The following is an 18,924-nucleotide window of genomic DNA, read 5'->3' as shown; positions in this document are numbered from 1 at the left end:
CAGACCATGACGAACACCACCTCTCAAGGCCACTCTTCCCGCGCCGGCCACCGCGTGCCCCTGCAACCGGTCATTCTGGCCATTGCACTGCTGCTGGCCGCCCCCGGCCTGCAGCCCGCGGAGGCGGCCACCAAGGCCCGCGCCTCCGTGGCCGCCCGCGAAGGCAGCAGCCGGATCATCACCGAGACGGCGGCCGAAGCCGGCGAGACCCCGGGCGCCCGCGCATCCAATGCGCGCACCGCCACCTTCTCGCTCAAGCAGCTGGGCGCCCTGTTCCCGCTGCAGCTGCGAGGCATCCGCGGCAACAGCGGGGTGACCTTCAGCATCCGGGCCGACCAGGTGGTGACCAGTGCCAAGCTCAAGATCAACTACGCCTACTCGCCGTCCCTGATCCCGCAGCTCTCGCACATCAACGTGATGGTCAACGAACAGGTGGCCGCCACGATCCCCGTGCCCACCGAGCAGGCCGGCCAGAACCTGCAGCGTGAGGTCGTCATCCCGCCGCGCCTGATCACCGAGTTCAACCGACTCAACCTGGAGCTGATCGGCCACTACACCCGCGACTGCGAAGACCCCACGCACTCCAGCCTGTGGGCCAACGTGGGCAACGACAGCGTGCTGGAGCTCACGCTCACCCCGATCGCCCAGGCCAACGACCTGGCCCTGCTGCCCCAGCCCTTCTTTGACCGCCGCGACGCACTGCCGCTGGCCCTGCCGATGGTGTTTGCCGGCACCCCCAGCGCCGCCTCCCTGGAGGCGGCCGGTGCGCTGTCGTCCTGGTTCGGCGCCCTGGCCGGCTACCGCGGCGCCCGCTTCCCGGCGCTGCAGGACCAGATCCCGGCCCAAGGCAATGCCATCGTGTTCGCCGTGGGCAACCAGCAGATCCCGGGCGGCCTGAGCCTGCCGGCCCTGCAAGGCCCCACCGTGGCCATGGTGCCCAACCCCAACGATGCCACCGCCAAGCTGCTGCTGGTGATGGGTCGCGACGGCAAGGAGCTCAAGATCGCGGCCAATGCCGTGGCCGTGGGCTCGCCAGCCCTGTCCGGCCAGGTGGCCACCATCACCAGCCTGACCGAACTCAAGCCGCGCAAGCCCTATGACGCCCCCAACTGGCTGGCCAGCGACCGCCCGGTCAAGTTCGGCGAGCTGGTGCAGGAGGAGAACCTCAACGTCTCGGGCTATTCGCCTGACCTGATCCGGGTCAACTTCCACCTGCCGCCCGACCTGTTCGGCTGGCGCACCAAGGGCATTCCGGTCGACCTGAAGTACCGCTACACCCCGCGCCCGAACCTGGACAAGTCGACGCTGAACATCAACGTCAACCAGCAGTTCCTGCGCTCGCTGCCGCTGCTGGCCATCAGCCACGAAACCCCGGGTGCGCTGGAGCGCGCCGTGGGCAGCGTGCTGCCGGCCGGCGAGCTGATCCCGGCGCGCGAGCAGTTCAACATCCCCTTGTTCAAGCTGCCGGCCCAGACCCAGCTGCAGTTCCACTACTTCCACGACATGGTCAAGGAAGGCTCGTGCAAGGACGTGGTGCTGGACAATGTGCGGGGCACGGTCGAGCCTGACTCGACGGTCGACATCTCCGGCTTCTCGCACTTTCTGGCCATGCCCGATCTGGCCGCCTTCAGCAACAGTGGCTTCCCGTTCACCCGGATGGCCGACCTGTCCGAAACCGCTGTCGTGCTGCCCGAGAAGCCCACCGCCAGCGACTACAGCAGCTACCTGAGCCTGCTGGGCGTGTTCGGCCGCTCCACCGGCTACCCCGCCACCGCCGTCAGCGTGGTCTCCCCCAAGCAGATCGAAGCCTTGGCCGGCAAGGACGTGGTGCTGATCGGCTCGGCCTCCAACCAGCCCCTGCTCGCCCAGTGGGCAGATGCCAGCCCGGTCAACATCCAGACTGGCGCGCGTCGCTTCAAGATCTCCGACTTCGCCTACCGCGTCTTCAGCTGGTGGGACCCGAGCCAGCGCGATGGCGCCAAGCCCGGTCGCAACCAGGTGGCCTTCAACAGCAACAGCAACGACGGCGTGATCGCCGGCTTCGAATCGCCCGTCAGCGCCGGCCGCAGCGTGGTGCAGCTGTCCAGCAACAACCCCGAAGGCATGACCCAGATCGTCGACGCCCTGCTCGATGCCGACCTGGTCAAGGAAATCCAGGGCAGCACCTCGGTGATCCGTGGCAAGCAGGTCGACAGCCTGGTGGCCGAGCAGACCTATTACGTCGGCCACCTGGACCCCTTGACCTGGGTGCAGTGGTTCCTGTCAGGCAACCCGCTGCTGCTGCTCGGGCTGGGCATCCTGGCCGCCCTGCTGATCGCCGTGCTGCTGTTCCTGTCGCTGCGTGCCCGAGCCCGTGCCCGCCTCAAGAATCAGGGATGATCCTCAGGTCCATGCAGAACCTGTCCAGCGCCACCCCCTGGAGCCCCTCCCGAACGCGATCTTCGCCTTCGGGGGTGGGGCCCCGACGAAACTTTCTGACCCGACTGCTGGCGCCACTGACCGTGGCGCCTTTGGTCTTGCTGGGTGCCCACGCCCACGCGGCCAAGCCCACCCAGGCCAACGGCACGCCCACGGCCAACAGCTGCCGGGCCGACACCGACTGGCCCTTGTGGGACACATTCAACGAACGATTCGCCCAGGAAGACGGGCGCATCGTCGACTTCAACGTGGCGCAGATGCACTCCACCTCGGAGGGCCAGTCCTACGCCATGTTCTTCGCGCTCGTGGCCAACCAGCCTGAGCGCTTCGAGCGCCTGTGGCGCTGGACCGTCTCCAACCTGGCCGGTGGCAACATCGCGGCCCGCCTGCCAGCCTGGCAGTGGGGCCAGCGCAAGGACGGCACCTGGGGCATCATCGACAACAACCCCGCGTCCGACGCCGACCTCTGGCTGGCCTACACCCTGCTCGAGGCGGCCCGGGTGTGGAAGAAGCCCGCTTACGAGGCCGACGCCCGCACGCTGCTGGCACGGGTGATCCAGGACGAGCTGATCGAGCTGCCCGGCTTCGGCAAGATGCTGCTGCCCGGTCCGGTCGGCTTCAGCTTCCCCGACCAGAAACTCTGGCGTTTCAACCCCAGCTACCTGCCGCTGCCCCTGCTGCGCCGCTTTGCCCAACTGGACCCCAAGGGCCCCTGGAGCGTGCTGGCCAGCAACACCGTGCGCCTGATCAGCGACACCGCCCCGCGGGGTTACTCGCCCGACTGGGTGGCCTGGCGGCTGGCCGACAACGGCCGGGGCGGCTTCGTGGCCGACCCGCAGACCGGTGACGTGGGCAGCTACGACGCCATCCGCACCTACCTGTGGGCCGGCATGACCGCCCCCACCGACCCGGCCGCCACCCCGCTGCGCCGCGCCCTGGGCGGCATGGCCCAGGCCACCGAAATGGCCGAGTTCCCCCCCGAAAAGGTACAGACAGGCAGCGGCGCCGTGCAAGGCATGGGCCCGATCGGCTTTGCCGCCGCACTGCTACCCTACCTGCAGACCGACGGCCGCAACAGCGCCCTGCTGCTACAACAGAAGCGGGTTCAGGCCCGGCTGTTTGACCCCGCCGCCCGTTTGCCCTATTACGATCATGTGCTCGGCTTGTTCGGCACAGGCTGGATCGAGAAACGCTACCAATTCCTGCCCTCGGGCAGATTGCAATTACGCTGGGAGAAGGCATGTTCAACCGCCACCAAACGCTAGCCATGAGCCTGCTGGCCGCACTGAGTGTGCCGGCCGTGTTCGCCCAGGAACCCGCTGTCAAAGCCTTGCTGGAACAGGGCAAGTACTGGCAATCGCGCGAGAACACCGAGCGTGCGGCCGAAGCCTGGCAGAAGTTGCTCAAGCTCAACCCGAACCAGCCCGAAGCCCTGGGTGGCATGGCCGTGGTCGAAGCCAGCAACAAGCGCTTTGACGAAGCCGCCAAGTACGTCGCGCAGCTCAAGAAGGCCGCCCCCAATTACCCGGGTCTGGCCAACATCGAGCAATCGATCAACGTGATGCGCAACGGGCCGCAACTGCAGACCGCACGCGAACTGGCCAAGGCCGGCAAGCCGGCTGAAGCCGTCAGCACCTACCAGAACGCACTGGGCGGCCAGGCCCCGCGTGGCCCCTTGGCCCTTGAGTACTACCAGACCCTGGGCGGCACCGCCCAAGGCTGGGAATCGGCGCGCAAAGGCCTGGAACAACTGGCCCAGGAGCAGCCCGACGATGCCCGCATCGCCCTGGCCCTGGCCCAGCACCTGACCTACCGGGACGCCACCCGCCGCGAGGGCATCGCCCACCTGGCCCGGCTGGCCAGCCACCCCGAGGTCGGCAGCGCCGCCATCGAGAGCTGGCGCAAGGCCCTGGCCTGGACCGGCAGCCGCAGCGCCGACATCCCGCTGTACCAGCAGTTCCTGCGCGCCTTCCCGGGCGACGCCGCGGTGCAGTCCCGCCTGAGCGAAATCGAACGCCAGCAGAAACAGGCCCGCAGCCCCGAAGGCCCGGGTGCCGACCCGCTGCGCAAGCGCACCCAGGAGGCCTTCCGGGCCCTGGACGATGGCGACCTGGAAGCCGCCGAAGCGGGCTTCCGCAGTGTGCTCGAAGCCCGCCCCACCGACGGCGACGCCCTGGGTGGCTTCGGCGTGCTGCGCCTGCGCCAGGAGAACTTCTCGCAAGCCCGCGACTACCTGGAGCGCGCCTCGCGCCAGGGGCAGGCCGGCCGCTGGAAGAGCGCGCTCGACAGCGCCACCTACTGGACCCTGGTCGCGCAATCCACCACCGCGCGTGAAAACGGCAACCTCGACGCCGCCCGCCAATACCTGCAACAGGCCGTGCGCCTGGACCCCAAGGAAACCACGGCCGAGAACGACCTGGCCGACGTGCTGGTCGAGCAAGGCCAGTACGATGCGGCCGAAGCCACCTACCGCCGCGTGCTGGCCCGCCAGGCCGACAACCCGGACGCCGTGCGCGGCCTGGTCGGCGTGCTGGCCCAGAACAACAAGGCTGATGAAGCCCTGCGCATCGTCGAGCGCATGAGCCCGACCCAGCAGGAGAAGGTCGGCGCCCTGGGCCGGCTGCGCGCCACCCAGGCCCTGGGCCAGGCCAAGGCCGCTGCCGCCCGGGGTGACGACACCGGTGCCCGCGTGGCCCTGGAAAACGCCTTGCTCAACGACCCGGCCAATGCCTGGGTGCGGCTCGATCTGGCCCGCCTGTACATCAAGCTGGGGGCCAAGGCCGAAGCCCGCGGCATCATGGACGGGCTGCTGATCTCCAACCCCAACATGCCCGAGGCCTTGTACGCCCACGCCCTGCTGTCGGCCGAGACCCAGGACTGGGCCGGCGCCCTGGCCACCCTCGAGCGCGTGCCCGAAGCCAACCGCACCCGCGACATCGCCGCCCTGTACAAGCGCGTATGGGTGCATGTGCAGGCCGACGGCGCCTCGGCCCTGGCCCTGCAGGGCCGCCAGCCCGAAGCCCTGGCCAAGCTGGCCCAGGTCGAGCCCTTCACCGGGCAGGACCCCGAGCTGCTGGGTGCGGTGGCCCTGGCCTACACCGATGCCGGCGACGCCAACCGCGCCATGGCCACCATCCGCCAGTTGCTGGCGCGCTCGGCCAAGCCCGAACCCGGACTGCGCCTGCAATACGCGGCCATCCTGCTCAAGACCAAGCAGGACGTGGAGCTGGCCGGCATCCTGCGCCAGTTGCAGGGCACCCCCATGACGCTGCAGCAGCGCGCCGCCTACGACGAATTGCGCGTGGGCTACACCCTGCGCCAGGCTGACGCGCTGCGCGAGGCCGGCGACCTGGCCGCCGCCTATGACACCTTGGCCCCGGTGCTGGCGGAACGCCCCAACGACCCGTTGGTGATGGGCTCGCTGGCGCGCATGTACGCCGCCAACAACGACTATGTGCAGGCCATCACGCTGTACAACCGCCTGCTCGAAAAAGACCCCAACAACCTGCAGCTGCTGCTGCCCGCGGCCTCGCTGGCCATCTCGGCCAAGGAATACGCCTACGCCGAGTCGGCCATCCAGATCGCCCTGGTGCGTGCGCCCAACAACCCCGAAGTGCTGACTGCGGCGGCCCGCCTGTACCGGGCCCAGGGCAAGACCAGCAAGGCCACCGAGTACTTCACCGCCGCCGTGGCGGCCGAGAACCAGCAGCGCAACGCCCAGCTCGCCGCCAGCGGCTCGCTGGTGCAGGCGCGCTCGACCAACCCGTTCAGCAACCGCAACAACCAGCCCCAGCGCCAGCCCTTTGCCCCCCTCACCCCCGGGGCCATGCCCACGGCCGTGCCGGTGGGGACCTCGATCGGCCCCAGCTCCCTGGCGCCGGTGGCCGAGCCCCTGCGTTTTGCCCCGGTGGCCGCGCTGGGCACACCGCCCGCCGTGGCCGCCGCACCGCGGGCCACCACCCTGATCCCCGAGCCCGCAGGTGCAGCCCGCAGTGCGACCGGCGCGGGCAGCGCCTACAGCCTGTCGAACTACCCCCCCACGGGTGCCGGCACGGCCCCGGCCCTGGTGGCGGATGTGCCCAACCCCAACAACTACCAGACCCAGACCTACAAGCCCGCCCCGCTGGGCACCGTGGTGCCCTCCGGCGGCAGCCTGAACGAACGTGCCGTGCCCACGGGCAGCGCCGTCAGCCCACGCAACGTGGTCAACAACACGGAGCCGGCCACCAGCAGCCGAAGCCGCAACACAGGCATCACAGGCCAAACCGGCAACGCGGGTGGTGCCAGCAGCGCCAGCAGCGCCAGCAGCCGCAATGTCGCCGACCGGGTCGCCAGCCAGCAGGGCGGCAACAGCCTGATCAGCCCGGCCGAGGCCGCCGCTGCCAGCTATGGTCGCAGCCAGCCCGTGCCTGCCAGCACCGCGGTGGCACCGATCTACGCGGCACAACCGATTCCCGAGCCCGCCGCCATCTACAGCGGCAGCGTGCCGCCGGCCCCGAGCAATGCCACGGCCTGGGCCCCGGCCAACAACGGCTTCGCCCAACCCAGCCAGATCGCACAGGCCACCAGCCTGTCGGCCGCCACCAGCGGCCGCCCACGCAGCGCGGCGCTGGAGGAGCTCAACGACATCCGGCAAGACCGCATTCCCGTGGTGTCGCTGGGCCTGGTGGCCCGCGTGCGCCAGGGTGAATCCGGCCTGAGCCAGCTCACCGACATCGAAGCCCCCCTGCAGCTCAAGTTCGATGCCGGCGACGGCAAGATGACCCTGGGCATCACCCCCACCTCGCTGAACGCGGGCACGCCCGACCTCGACTACGGCACCCTGAGCCGCTTCGGCGGCGGCCCGGTCAGTTCACTGGCACTGCCTGATCGCTCGGCCGGTGGCCAGAGCGCCTCGGGCGTGGGCCTGAGCGTGGGCTACGAATCGGTCAACCTGAAAATGGACGTGGGCACCACGCCGCTGGGCTTCAACAAGTCCGACGTGACCGGGGGCGTGAAATACCGCATTCCGCTCAGCGACGAGCTGACCTTGGTGGTGGACGGCTCGCGCCGTCCGGTGACGGACAGCCTGCTGTCCTTCGCCGGCACCAAAGACCCGCGCAGCGGCGACAACTGGGGCGGCGTGTCCTCCACCGGCGGACGCCTGGACCTGAACTGGGAAAGCGGTGACTTCGGCCTGTACACCTACGGTTCGCTGTACGGCCTGACCGGCACCAACGTGGCCACCAACACCCGCGTGGAAGGCGGCGGTGGTCTGTACTGGCGCCTGGACCGCAGCGCCAACTCCTCGCTGACCACGGGCTTGAACGTGACCGCGCTGAGCTACGACAAGAACCTGCGCTACTTCACCTACGGGCACGGCGGCTACTTCAGCCCACAGCGCTTCCTGTCGCTGAACGTGCCCCTGGAATGGGCCCAGCGCAGCAACCGCTTCTCCTACCAGCTCAAGGGCTCCCTGGGCGTGCAGACCTTCCGCGAGGAAGCCGCCGCGTACTTCCCGACCAGCTCCTCCCGCCAGGCGGCGGCCGTGCAGGCTGCCAACGACGCCTTCGCCTTTGGCACGGCCGGCTCCACGGCCAATGGTGCCGTGTACCCGGGCCAGACCAAGACCGGTCTGGGCTACAACCTGGGCGCGGCCATGGAGTTCCAGATGCACCCGCAACTGTTCGTGGGCGGCCAACTGGCGCTGGACAACGCACGCGACTACCGCCAGTTCATCGGCGGCATCTACCTGCGCTACGCCTTGCAACCCTACTCGGGCCTGCAAGCCCTGCCTGTGAACCCGGTGAAATCGCCTTACGGCAACTGATCACACAGCGCAGCCGCAGACCGAATCAAGCCCGCACCCGAAAGGGTGGCGGGCTTTTTTTCGGCCTCCCCGGACAGAACCCGGACAGGGGCTGCCACCGGGGCTTCCACTGCGGCCCACCATCCTCCCGCCCACCGCGAACCCATCTCCCGCTCTCACGACCCTCCTGAGGTGCCAGGCACTGGGAGAACCACCCAGACCCAGACCCAGACCCAGACCATCGAGCCTCCAGCCCGTGCGCCCATGAAAAAAGGCCCCGAAGGGCCTTTTATGGGAGGGCGCGTCGGTCCGCTCAGGACTTGGAGCCGATGAACACCAGGTTGGCCCGGGTGGCGGCACCGCTGTAGCCCGCGGCACCAATGCGCAGGCCGACCACGTTGTTGGCACCGTCAAACAACGCCGAGGCCGCGCCCGACTGCACCGGCAGACCGGCCAGCGAGCAGGTGCCGGCAAAGGTCAGGGTGTCGACGCGGTACAGGTTCAGCGTGGTGTTGGTGCTGCTGTAGGCCGAGATGTTGCCCGTCAAGGTGCAGCCCGTGGTGGTGGTGCCGGTGATGACGCTCTTGGTGCCGTCGGTGGTGTCGGCAGCGATCTTGAGGGTCAGGCCGGTGCCGCCGAAACCGATGGACGAGCTGGTGTAGGTGCCATACAGCGCCGACACCGTGGGCAGGATCGGCGAGGTGTACAGGTTGGTCGTGTCGGGCACCATGCTGAAGGCCGTCTGGGCGCTCGAGGCCGTCGGGTCGGTGTACGTCCCCGTGAAGCTGCTCTGGGTGCGCACATCACCGCTGATGAGGATGCCCGCCGTGTACTGGGTCGACGCCAGGTTCTGGTTGGCAAAGTACACGCCATCGGTCGAGCTCAGGATGCTGGTGCCGGTGGCGACGACCAGATTGCCATACAGCGCGTCATAGCCGCCCCCCACCCGCTTGTAGAAGAAGTAGGAGTTGTCCGGCAAGACCATGGCGAACACATCACCCGAACTGGTGCTGGTGGAGCTCTTCCAGAAGCCTGCGGCCACCTGCTGGGTGGTGGCCGGCGTGGAGGTGCTGCCCGCCACCAGCACGCCATCGAGCACATAGGTGTTCAAGGTGGTGGTGCTGCTGCGGGTGAACATCCAGAGGCCGGTCTTGTTGCCCAGCGTGTCGTATTTCAGGAAGGCCACACCCGACTGCGTGGTGCCCGTGGCCGCACAGGTGGTGGTGCCCCCCGAGAGGTTGAGCACCACGTTGTAGATCGCAGGCGAGGCCGTGCTGTTGGCCGCCACCGACTGGGGCGTGGCCGTGCCGGCCACGGTACAACCCGACACCGTGCCGGCCAGGTTGCCCACCGCGTCGGCGGTCAGCACCCAGCTGCCGCCGAACAGCGCACCACCGGTGTACTTGCCCTGCAGCTTGGCGTAGGTGGCACCGAAGTTGTTCAAGGTGCTGTAGGTCATCTTGATCGAGGTGACCGCCCCGGTGGCCGCAGCCGTGTTGGCCGGGTTGCTGTAGTTGCCGCTGAAAGTGTCGGTGCGCGCGCCGCCCGTGCTGGTGCTGGCCGTGCCGGCCAGGCTCAGACCGGTGGCAAACTTGCCGTCCTGCACCGAGAAATAGGTGACATTGGTGGCCGCCACCGAGGCCACATCGACCCGCAGCAGCCCGTAGATGCTGTCATAGCCCGAGGTGCCGGCAGCGCCCTTGGCCAGGTAGAAATCCCCGCCCTTGCCGTCGCTGCCACCGCTGATGTAGCCCACCACGTTGCGCTGGGCCGACCCGGTGCCGGTGGTACCGGTCCAGATGCCGTCCATGTACTGCTGCGTGCCCGTGACCGCCCCCACGTTGGAGGTGTCCCCGGTGCTGCCACCGCCGCAACCCACCAGGGCCAGCAGGCCGAGGGCAGGAACCCAATGTTTTAGATTCAGATACTTCAATTGCGTGATCCTCGTGACAGCAGTCCCTGACCTTGGCGCAGGCGCAGGCCCGCCCCAAAGCATACTTACGTGATGTTACAGGCTTTGGGCGCGCGCGCCCGTGCGCGCCAACCTGCCGAGACAACATTGTCACGAAAGAACGCGCACAAAAAAGCCCCTGGCAAACGCCAGGGGCTCGAAAGAGGGTTCCGACCGGGGCTCGACAGCCTCCGGCCAGCGCCGAGGGGAAACCTCAGAACGGGATGTCGTCATCCATGTCGTCAAAACCCGACGACGGCCGGCTCGCCATGGGCGCGGGAGCTGGGGCCGGGCGCGGTGCCGGGGCGCGCGCGGCAGGGGCAGCTGCCGGGGCACGGCGCGGGGCACTTTCGTAGCCACCACCACCTTGACCGCCACCGTAGCCGCCTTGGCCACCGCCATAGCCGCCTTCATCACCGCCGCCACCGCCGCCCATGCCTTGGCGGCTGCCCAGCATCTGCATCTGGTCAGCGCGGATTTCGGTGCTGTATTTTTCGACGCCGGCCTGGTCGGTCCACTTGCGGGTGCGCAGCGAGCCTTCCACATAGACCTGCGAGCCCTTGCGCAGGTACTGACCTGCGATTTCAGCCAGACGGCCGTTGAACACCACGCGGTGCCACTCGGTGGCTTCCTTCATTTCGCCCGACTGCTTGTCTTTCCAGCGGTCGGTGGTGGCGATGGTGACGTTGGCCACCTGGTCGCCGCTGGGGAAGGTGCGGATCTCGGGGTCGCGCCCCAGGTTGCCGACGATGATGACTTTATTGACAGATGCCATGGCTCAATTCTCCGATTCAGGGCGAGATTATGGCGTTACTGGGCGCAGCGACACGCCCCGGGGTGCTCATGGGCCAGGCCACCAGCAGCCACACGGCGCTGGCCAGGGTGCTGACCAGGAACAGACCATGCAGGCCCACCGAGCGGGCCAGCAGCCCCCCCACGGCGCCACCGGCAAACAAACCCAGGGATTGCAGGGTGTTGTACACGCCCAGCGCCGTGCCGCGCAGGCGCGCCGGCGCCAGGCGCGAGGCCAGGCTGGGCTGGCTGGCCTCCAGCACATTGAAGCCGCAGAAGAAGATGAACAGCAGGCCGCCCAGGGTGGGCAGGCCGGGCTGGTGATCGACCACCGCCCACAGGCCCAGTTGCACCAGGCCGATCAGCACGATGGCGGCCAGGAACACCGGGCGCAGGTGGCCCCGGCGCTCCAGCGGAAACAACGTGCCGCCCATGACCACAAACGACGCCAGCACGGCCGGCAGGTACACCTGCCAGTGCAGGCTTTTCTCCAGGCCGGCCTGCACCAGCATCGAGGGCACGGCCACCCACATGGCCAGTTGCACCGCGTGCAGCACGAACACACCGAAGTCGAGCCGCAGCAGCGAGCCCAGGGCCAGCACCTCGCGCAGGCTGCCACGGGGCGCGTCCAGCGGCAGCGGCGGCGCCGTGGGCACGCGCCACAGCACCACGGCCACGCCGCTCAAGGCCAGCAGGGCGATCAGCACGAACAGGCCCGACAGGCCCAGCCAGGCGGTCAGCACCGGCGCCAGCACCAGCGACAGCGCAAACATCAGCCCGATGCTGGCGCCGATCAGGGCCATGGCCTTGGTGCGCACCTCGTCGCGGGTCTGGTCGGCCAGCAAGGCGGTGACCGCCGCCGAAATGGCCCCGGCGCCCTGCAGGGCCCGCCCCAGCACCAGGCCGTGCAACGTGCTGGCACCCGCCGAGATGAAGGCACCCAGGGCGAACAGCAGCAGGCCGACCACGATCACGGGTTTGCGCCCGAAGCGGTCGGAGGCCATGCCGAAGGGAATCTGCAGCACCCCCTGGGTGAGCCCGTAGATGCCCATGGCCAGGCCCACCAGGGCCGGGTCATCGCCCCCAGGGTATTTGCGCGCCTCCAGGGCAAACACGGGCAGCACCAGGAACAGGCCCAGCATGCGCAGGGCAAAGATGAACGCCAGCGACTGGGTGGAGCGTCGCTCCAGCGCTGTCATAGCGGTTGATGCAGTCATGGAGTGTGAAAAGGGAGAGACAAGTGAATGCGCGTGGCATTCAGGCACAAAAGCCATATTGTCGGCGAAGCCCGCCAGGCCGGCCTGTGCCAAACGGTGACGTGGTGTCTATCATGGTGGGTTTTTCCCAGCCCGGATCACCGTGAACCCCATTGCCCCCGACAGCGCATCTACCGACGGCACCTACCTGGCCAGCCTCGTCAACGAGCAGCGGCAGCAACGCATCAGCGTTCGCGGGGCACGCACGCACAACCTGAAGAACATCGACCTCGACATCCCGCGCAACCAACTGGTGGTGATCACCGGCTTGTCGGGCTCGGGCAAGTCGAGCCTGGCCTTCGACACCCTGTACGCCGAGGGCCAGCGCCGCTACGTGGAAAGCCTGTCGGCCTACGCGCGGCAGTTTCTGCAGTTGATGGACAAGCCCGATGTGGACGTGATCGAGGGCCTGTCGCCGGCCATCTCGATCGAGCAGAAGGCCACCTCGCACAACCCGCGCTCCACCGTGGGCACGGTGACCGAGATCCACGACTACCTGCGCCTGCTGTTCGCCCGCGCCGGCACCCCGCACTGCCCCACCCACGGCCTGCCGCTGCAGGCCCAGACCGTGAGCCAGATGGTCGACGCCGTGCTGGCCCTGCCCGAAGAGACCAAGGTGATGATCCTGGCCCCGGTGGCCCGCGAGCGCAAGGGCGAGTTCGTCGAGCTGTTTGCCAGCATGCAGGCCCAGGGCTATGTGCGCTTCCGGGTGGATGGCGTGTCGCACGAGTTCGACCAGTTGCCCGCGCTCAAGAAGAACGAAAAGCACGACATCGACGTGGTGATCGACCGGCTGAAGGTGCGCCCCGACATGCAGCAGCGCCTGGCCGAAAGCTTCGAAGCCGCCCTGCGCCTGGCCGATGGCCGCGCCATCGCGCTCGAGATGGACGCCGACCCGGCCGCGCTGCGCCCGGCCGAGCACCTGTTCAACGCCCGCTTCGCCTGCCCGGTGTGCAGCTACTCGCTCAGCGAGCTGGAGCCGCGGCTGTTCTCGTTCAACTCGCCGGTGGGCGCCTGCCCGGCCTGCGATGGACTGGGCGCCACCGACGTGTTCGACCCGCAGCGCGTGGTGGGTTTCCCGACGCTGAGCCTGGCCAGCGGCGCCATCAAGGGCTGGGACCGGCGCAACGCGCACTACTTCGCGCTGCTCGAAAGCCTGGCCGAGCACTACGGCTTCGACATCGACAGCCCCTTCGAGACCCTGCCCGAGGCCACCCGCCAGGCCATTCTCTATGGCTCGGGCACGGACGAGATCCGCTTCAGCTACGAGCTCGAAGGCGCCGCCGGCAAGGCCCCGCGCAAGGTGGCCAAGAAGCACCCCTTCGAGGGCATCATCCCGAACATGCAGCGGCGCTTTCGCGAGACCGACTCGCCCGTGGTGCGCGAAGAACTGGCCCGCCTGCGCAGCACCCAGCCCTGCCCCGACTGCGGCGGCGCCCGGCTGCGCACCGAGGCCCGCCACGTGCGCCTGGGCGAGGGGCCCGAGGCGCGCGCCATCTTCCAGGTCAGCCACCTGACGCTGCGCGAGTGCCACGAGTATTTCCAGCAGTTGCAGCTGCATGGCGCCAAGGCCGAGATCGCCGACAAGGTGGTGCGCGAGATCGGCTCGCGCCTCAAGTTCCTCAACGACGTGGGCCTGAGCTACCTGAGCCTGGACCGCAGTGCCGAGACCCTGTCGGGCGGCGAGGCCCAGCGCATCCGCCTGGCCAGCCAGATCGGCTCGGGCCTGACCGGCGTGATGTATGTGCTGGACGAGCCCAGCATCGGCCTGCACCAGCGCGACAACGACCGCCTGATCAGCACCCTGCAGCGCCTGCGCGACATCGGCAACAGCGTGCTGGTGGTCGAGCACGACGAGGACATGATGCGCGCCGCCAACCACGTGATCGACATGGGCCCGGGCGCCGGCGTGCACGGCGGGCGCGTGATGGCCCAGGGCACGTTTGACGACATCCGCGCCAACCCGCAGTCGCTCACCGGGCAGTACCTCAGCGGGGCACGCCGCATCGAGGTGCCCACCCAGCGCCATGTACAGAAAGACCCGGCCCAGGTGATCCGCATCACGGGTGCGCGCGGCAACAACCTGAAGAACGTGACGGTCGAGTTCCCGGTGGGCCTGATGACCTGCGTGACCGGCGTCTCGGGCTCGGGCAAGTCGACCCTGGTCAACGAGACCCTGTACACCGCGGCGGCGCACCAGATCCACCGCGCCCACGACGAGCCCGCCGAGCACGACACCATCGAGGGGCTGGAGCAGTTCGACAAGGTGATCAACGTCGATCAGTCACCGATTGGCCGCACGCCACGCAGCAACCCGGCCACCTACACCGGCCTGTTCACCCCCATCCGCGAGCTGATGGCCGAGGTGCCCACCGCGCGCGAGCGCGGCTACGGCCCGGGCCGTTTCAGCTTCAACGTGGCCGGCGGGCGCTGCGAGGCCTGCCAGGGCGACGGCGTGGTGAAGGTGGAGATGCACTTTCTGCCCGATGTCTACGTGCCCTGCGATGTGTGCCAGGGCCAGCGCTACAACCGCGAAACCCTGGAGGTGCAGTACAAGGGCCGCAACATCGCCCAGGTGCTGGACATGACGGTCGAGGCGGCCCACGAGTTCTTCAAGGCCGTGCCCGCCATCGCCCGCAAGCTGCACACCCTGCTGGAGGTGGGGCTGTCGTACATCAAGCTGGGGCAGTCGGCCACCACCCTGTCGGGCGGTGAGGCCCAGCGCATCAAACTGGCGCTGGAGCTGTCCAAGCGCGACACGGGGCGCACGCTCTACATCCTGGACGAGCCCACCACCGGGCTGCACTTTGCCGACATCGACCTGCTGCTCAAGGTGATCCACCAGTTGCGCGATGCGGGCAACACCATCGTGGTGATCGAGCACAACCTGGACGTGATCAAGACCGCCGACTGGCTGATCGACATGGGCCCCGAGGGCGGCGCCGGCGGCGGCACCGTGGTGGGCGTGGGCACGCCCGAAGCCCTGGCCGCCCTGCCGGCCAGCCACACCGGGCGATACCTGGCGCGGCTGCTGACGCCCACCCCCTGAGGCGGGTGAGCCGGCCGCATTCAAACGGGCAACACCAGCCTGGGCCGGCGACAGTAGGCCACGAACTCTTCGGGTGGCAGGGCACGCGAGAACAGGTAGCCCTGCCCCATGTCCACCCCCAGGTCACGCACCTGGGTGGCCACGGCGGTGCTCTCCACCCCCTCGGCCACCACGGTGGCGCCACAGCGGTGGGCCAGTTCGACGATGTGCTGCACCACCACCAGCGACTTCAGCTCGCCCAGCGAGATCACCAGGCTGCGGTCGATCTTGACCTCGGAAAACGAGAAGCGGGTCAGCAACAGCAGATTGGAGTAGCCGGTGCCGAAATCGTCGATCGACAAGGGCACACCCAAACTCGTCAACTGCGCCAGATTGGCCTGCACCCGAGGATCGTCGAGCAGATCGGACCACTCCACCAGCTCCAGGCGCAACAGGGCAGGCGGCACCTGGCACTGCGCCAGCAAGGCCTGGACCTGTTGCGCAAACCCAGGCATGCGCAGCGACTCGGCCGACACATTGACCGCCAGCGACACGCCCGGCAAATGATTCGCCAGACCTTGCAACAGGTGTGCGGCGGCCGCCACGGTGGCCCATTCGACCTCGGCCAGGCGCCCACAGCGGCGCGCCACCGTGATCACCCGCATGGGCGAGACGGCCCGGCCCTCGGGATCGCTGAGCCGCAACAAGGCCTCGGCCCCCCCCACCTGACCGTTGGCCAGGTGCAGCTTGGGCTGCAGCCAGATCGGCACCGTGCGCGGATCCGACCACCGATTGATCTGGCTTTCGATGAAGGCAACCAGCGCCTGATCCTGGCGCATCAGGCCGTTGAAATACGCCACCCCGCGGGGCAGCGAGTTCAGCGCCAGGGTGATCTCGCGGTAGGGCAGGTGGGGCGCTGGCGCCGCATGGGCCGGGTCCAGGTCCACGACCGCGCACCGGATGGCGGCCCGGTAGCCCGGCCAGGCCCGGCTCATGCCCAGCTCGCAGCGCCGCAATGCGGGCTCAAGCTCGCCACGGTCTTCCAGCTCGGACAAGCCCACCCCTTCCAGGAACAGGGCCAACGAGAAGTCGCTGTATTGGAAAGGCGTTGGCCGATACGCCCGCAGGGCCGCCAGCACCTCGCGCAGCAAGGCCCCGCCCTGCTCCAGCCCGCCGCTCTTCCAAAGCTGCCAGGCCCGCTCCTGGCCGTGGCGTGACAGGAAATCGCTCAGGTTGCCCAACTCCAGCACCACCAGGCAGGCCGCACGGGAAGGATCGAGGCGCCAATGCGCCTGCACACACTCGCTCAGCGCACGCCGGTTGGGCAGGCCGCTGACCGGGTCGCGGCGCAGCAAGGCGTGCTCACGGGCCTGCTGGGCGTCGATCTGGGCATCGGTGGCCAGCAGCAGCAAGGTGCAGTAGATGACCAGAAAGGAGATGGGCAGCACCGTGGCACGCCCCTGCCACAGCAGCACCAGGGTCTCAAGGGGGGTGTCGGACAGCACCATGCCCACCCAGGCCCCCAGAGCGGTCGAGAGCAGGCGCCCACCCCAGACCCAAAGCACGGTGCGCGCCTGCAGATGCAGCAAGGCACGTGGATCGATCAGCAGACGCAACACCCAGCCGCACAGCACATGGATCGAACCATCGGCCAGTGCCGCCCCCAAGTGCATGATGCCGCCGTACTGCCAGCGGGCCAGCTCCACCAGGGCAAAGCTGAGCAGCCCGCCGCGCCAACCTCCCAGGTAGGCCCCCAGGTACAGAAAGTCGATCACCAGGGTGGGGCGCACCTCGCTCTCGCCGTAGTTGGACACCATCGCCCCGATCACATAGCCCGCGCCCCCCACGGCCAGCCCCAGTGCCAGACTGCGCTGGCGCAGCGGCAAGCCATGGCGGCGGCACACCAGCAACACCGCGGCCAGCAAGCCCACCAAGGCGGCCCCCTGCAGGCACAGCAGCGGGGTGTCGGGCGGCAGCAGGTGCAAGAGGCCGGACAGCGGCTGCTGCAGCAATTCATACAGGGCTGTGGCCATGCGGGCTCCAGGTCGGGTGGAAAGAAAGGACCGCACGCTCGACCCACTCGGCAGCAGGGAAACAGCCCACACACGCCCCTCTGGAATCAGGATCGACGGCCTGCTTCAAAGGAACGCCGGGGGATTTTTGACCCCACCCCTCGTTTTTCCACACCGCCAACCGACCAGCGGGCCTCGCTGTGGTGCGCCCCACCACAAGCGCCGAGCAAGACAACCGCCGGTCGGGAATAATGCGACTTTCAGCGACTCACTACCCCACCATGCATTCCATCGTCCTGCGCTTTCTCGCCGAACCCAGCACCGTCAATTTCGGCGGCAAGGTGCACGGAGGCACCGTGATGAAATGGATCGACGAGGCCGGCTATGCCTGCGCCACCAGTTGGTCCAAACGCTATTGCGTGACCGTCTTCGTGGGCGGCATCCGCTTCCACCGCCCGATCATGATCGGCGACCTGGTCGAGGTCGAAGCCCGTCTGGCCTACACCGGCACCACCAGCATGAACATCTCGGTCGAGGTGCGCAGCGGTGACATGAAAAGCGGCCAGATGGCCAAGACCACCGAATGCCTGATCGTGTTCGTGGCCCTCGATTCGCACGGCCACACCATCCCGGTGGACACCTTCTCGCCCGAGACCCCCGGCGACATCGCCCTGGCCCAGCGCGCCAAGGCCCACATCGAGGCCGCCAAGGCCAACCCCCAGGCGCCGCATTGACGGCCGCCCCCGGCCCTCTCCCCGCCTCGGGCCTGAGCCGCACCGACCTGCTGGCCGCGCTGTGCGTGGTGGTGGTGTGGGGGCTGAACTTCGTGGCCATGAAGGTGGGGCTGCGTGACTTCACGCCCTTCCAGCTCGGGGCGGCGCGCTACCTGGTGGCGGCCTTTCCGCTGGTGCTGCTGGTGCGCCGACCGCAGGTGGCCTGGCGCTGGCTGCTGCTGTACGGCCTGACCCAGGGCGTGGGCCAGTTCGGCTTTCTGTTCTGCGCCATGCAAGTCGGCATGAGCGCCGGCCTGGCCTCGGTGCTGCTGCAGACCCAGGTCTTCATCACCGCCGTGCTCGGCTTTGTGCTGCTGGGCGAACGCGCCGGCCGGCCGCTGCAGCTGGGGCTGGCGCTGGCCAGCGCGGGCCTGCTGTGCTTTGCGCTCAACTACCTGGCACCGGGCGGCAGCGCCGGGGCCACCACCTTCTGGGGTTTTGTGCTCAACCTGTGTGCTGCGGCCATGTGGGCCAGCTCCAACATCGTGATCCGCAAGGCGCGCGAGCACAGCCCCGACATGGACCCGCTGGGCTTTGTGGTGTGGAGCTGCCTGGTGCCGGTGCTGCCGTTTGCGGCGCTGTCATGGTGGCAAGACCCGCCCGAGCTGCGCTGGCACTGGCTGCAGGCACCGCCGCTGGCCTGGGCCGCCGTGGCCTACCTGGCCTGGATGGCCAGCGTGCTGGGCTATGCGCTGTGGACGCGGCTGCTGCAGCGCCACCCGGCCAACCGCGTCGCCCCCTTCAGCCTCGGGGTGCCGGTGGTGGGCCTGAGCGCCGGCATGCTGCTGCTGGGCGAGGGCATCACGCCCTGGCAGTGGGGCGGCATCACGCTGGTGGTGCTGGCCCTGGCCTGTGTGCTGGGCGGCGATGGTCTTCTGAAAAACCGCCGCCTGCGCTGACTCACCG

10 protein-coding genes are annotated in these 18,924 nt (G+C 68.6%); 6 read left to right on the top strand and 4 right to left on the bottom strand.

The annotated features are described in order from the left end of the window. Nucleotides 1-6: 6 nt before the first annotated feature. The 3 genes from bcsB to L880_RS0120595 all read left to right on the top strand — a co-directional run bounded on the left by bcsB (nt 7) and on the right by L880_RS0120595 (nt 8,227). On the top strand, nt 7-2,379 hold the full coding sequence (bcsB, locus tag L880_RS0120605; RefSeq protein WP_027477285.1) for a cellulose biosynthesis cyclic di-GMP-binding regulatory protein BcsB: 2,373 nt from the start codon (nt 7-9) through the stop codon (nt 2,377-2,379). A 137-nt stretch (nt 2,380-2,516) separates the two neighbouring features. Next, nucleotides 2,517-3,683 carry a cellulose synthase complex periplasmic endoglucanase BcsZ gene (bcsZ, locus tag L880_RS32995; RefSeq protein WP_043330101.1) on the top strand — a complete coding sequence of 389 codons (1,167 nt, stop codon included), beginning with the start codon at nt 2,517-2,519 and terminating at the stop codon, nt 3,681-3,683. Then, nucleotides 3,659-8,227 (top strand): cellulose synthase subunit BcsC-related outer membrane protein, encoded by a 4,569-nt coding sequence (locus L880_RS0120595; protein WP_245615266.1) that lies wholly within the window; start codon nt 3,659-3,661, stop codon nt 8,225-8,227. The genes bcsZ and L880_RS0120595 overlap by 25 nt, the downstream gene beginning before the upstream one ends. A gap of 292 nt (nt 8,228-8,519) precedes the next feature. Here L880_RS0120595 and L880_RS0120590 read toward each other — a convergent pair whose 3' ends face one another. The 3 genes from L880_RS0120590 to L880_RS0120580 form a co-directional block, all read right to left on the bottom strand. Further along, nucleotides 8,520-10,139, bottom strand: coding sequence for a hypothetical protein (locus tag L880_RS0120590; RefSeq protein ID WP_051443469.1), 1,620 nt, complete (start codon nt 10,137-10,139; stop codon nt 8,520-8,522). Between the two features lie 232 nt (nt 10,140-10,371). Continuing rightward, entirely contained in the window at nt 10,372-10,932 is a 561-nt protein-coding gene (gene ssb / locus L880_RS0120585) for a single-stranded DNA-binding protein (protein ID WP_027477282.1), read from the bottom strand. Nucleotides 10,933-10,948: 16 nt separating this feature from the next. Then, entirely contained in the window at nt 10,949-12,148 is a 1,200-nt protein-coding gene (locus L880_RS0120580) for an MFS transporter (RefSeq protein ID WP_043330092.1), read from the bottom strand. A gap of 160 nt (nt 12,149-12,308) precedes the next feature. Here L880_RS0120580 and uvrA point away from each other — a divergent pair, with 160 nt between their 5' ends. Further along, nucleotides 12,309-15,254, top strand: coding sequence for an excinuclease ABC subunit UvrA (uvrA, locus tag L880_RS0120575; protein WP_027477280.1), 2,946 nt, complete (start codon nt 12,309-12,311; stop codon nt 15,252-15,254). A 20-nt stretch (nt 15,255-15,274) separates the two neighbouring features. On the opposite strand, the gene L880_RS32990 is transcribed toward uvrA, so the two are convergent. Further along, nucleotides 15,275-17,266, bottom strand: a complete 1,992-nt coding sequence (locus tag L880_RS32990) for an EAL domain-containing protein (RefSeq protein ID WP_051443468.1) — start codon at nt 17,264-17,266, stop codon at nt 15,275-15,277. A gap of 260 nt (nt 17,267-17,526) precedes the next feature. Between L880_RS32990 and L880_RS0120565 the strand changes: the two genes are divergently transcribed. Both L880_RS0120565 and L880_RS0120560 read left to right on the top strand, forming a co-directional pair. Continuing rightward, complete coding sequence (locus L880_RS0120565) at nt 17,527-17,979, top strand: acyl-CoA thioesterase (RefSeq protein WP_027477279.1); 453 nt, start codon at nt 17,527-17,529, stop codon at nt 17,977-17,979. Next, entirely contained in the window at nt 17,976-18,917 is a 942-nt protein-coding gene (locus L880_RS0120560; protein WP_027477278.1) for an EamA family transporter, read from the top strand. The genes L880_RS0120565 and L880_RS0120560 overlap by 4 nt, the downstream gene beginning before the upstream one ends. The last annotated feature ends 7 nt before the right edge of the window (nt 18,918-18,924 follow it).

It is taken from the genome of Curvibacter gracilis ATCC BAA-807 (assembly GCF_000518645.1).
In the GTDB taxonomy this organism is placed as follows: domain Bacteria; phylum Pseudomonadota; class Gammaproteobacteria; order Burkholderiales; family Burkholderiaceae_C; genus Curvibacter; species Curvibacter gracilis.
The sequence above is the reverse complement of the archived record's forward strand: the minus strand, read 5'-3'. Positions and strand labels throughout refer to the sequence as shown.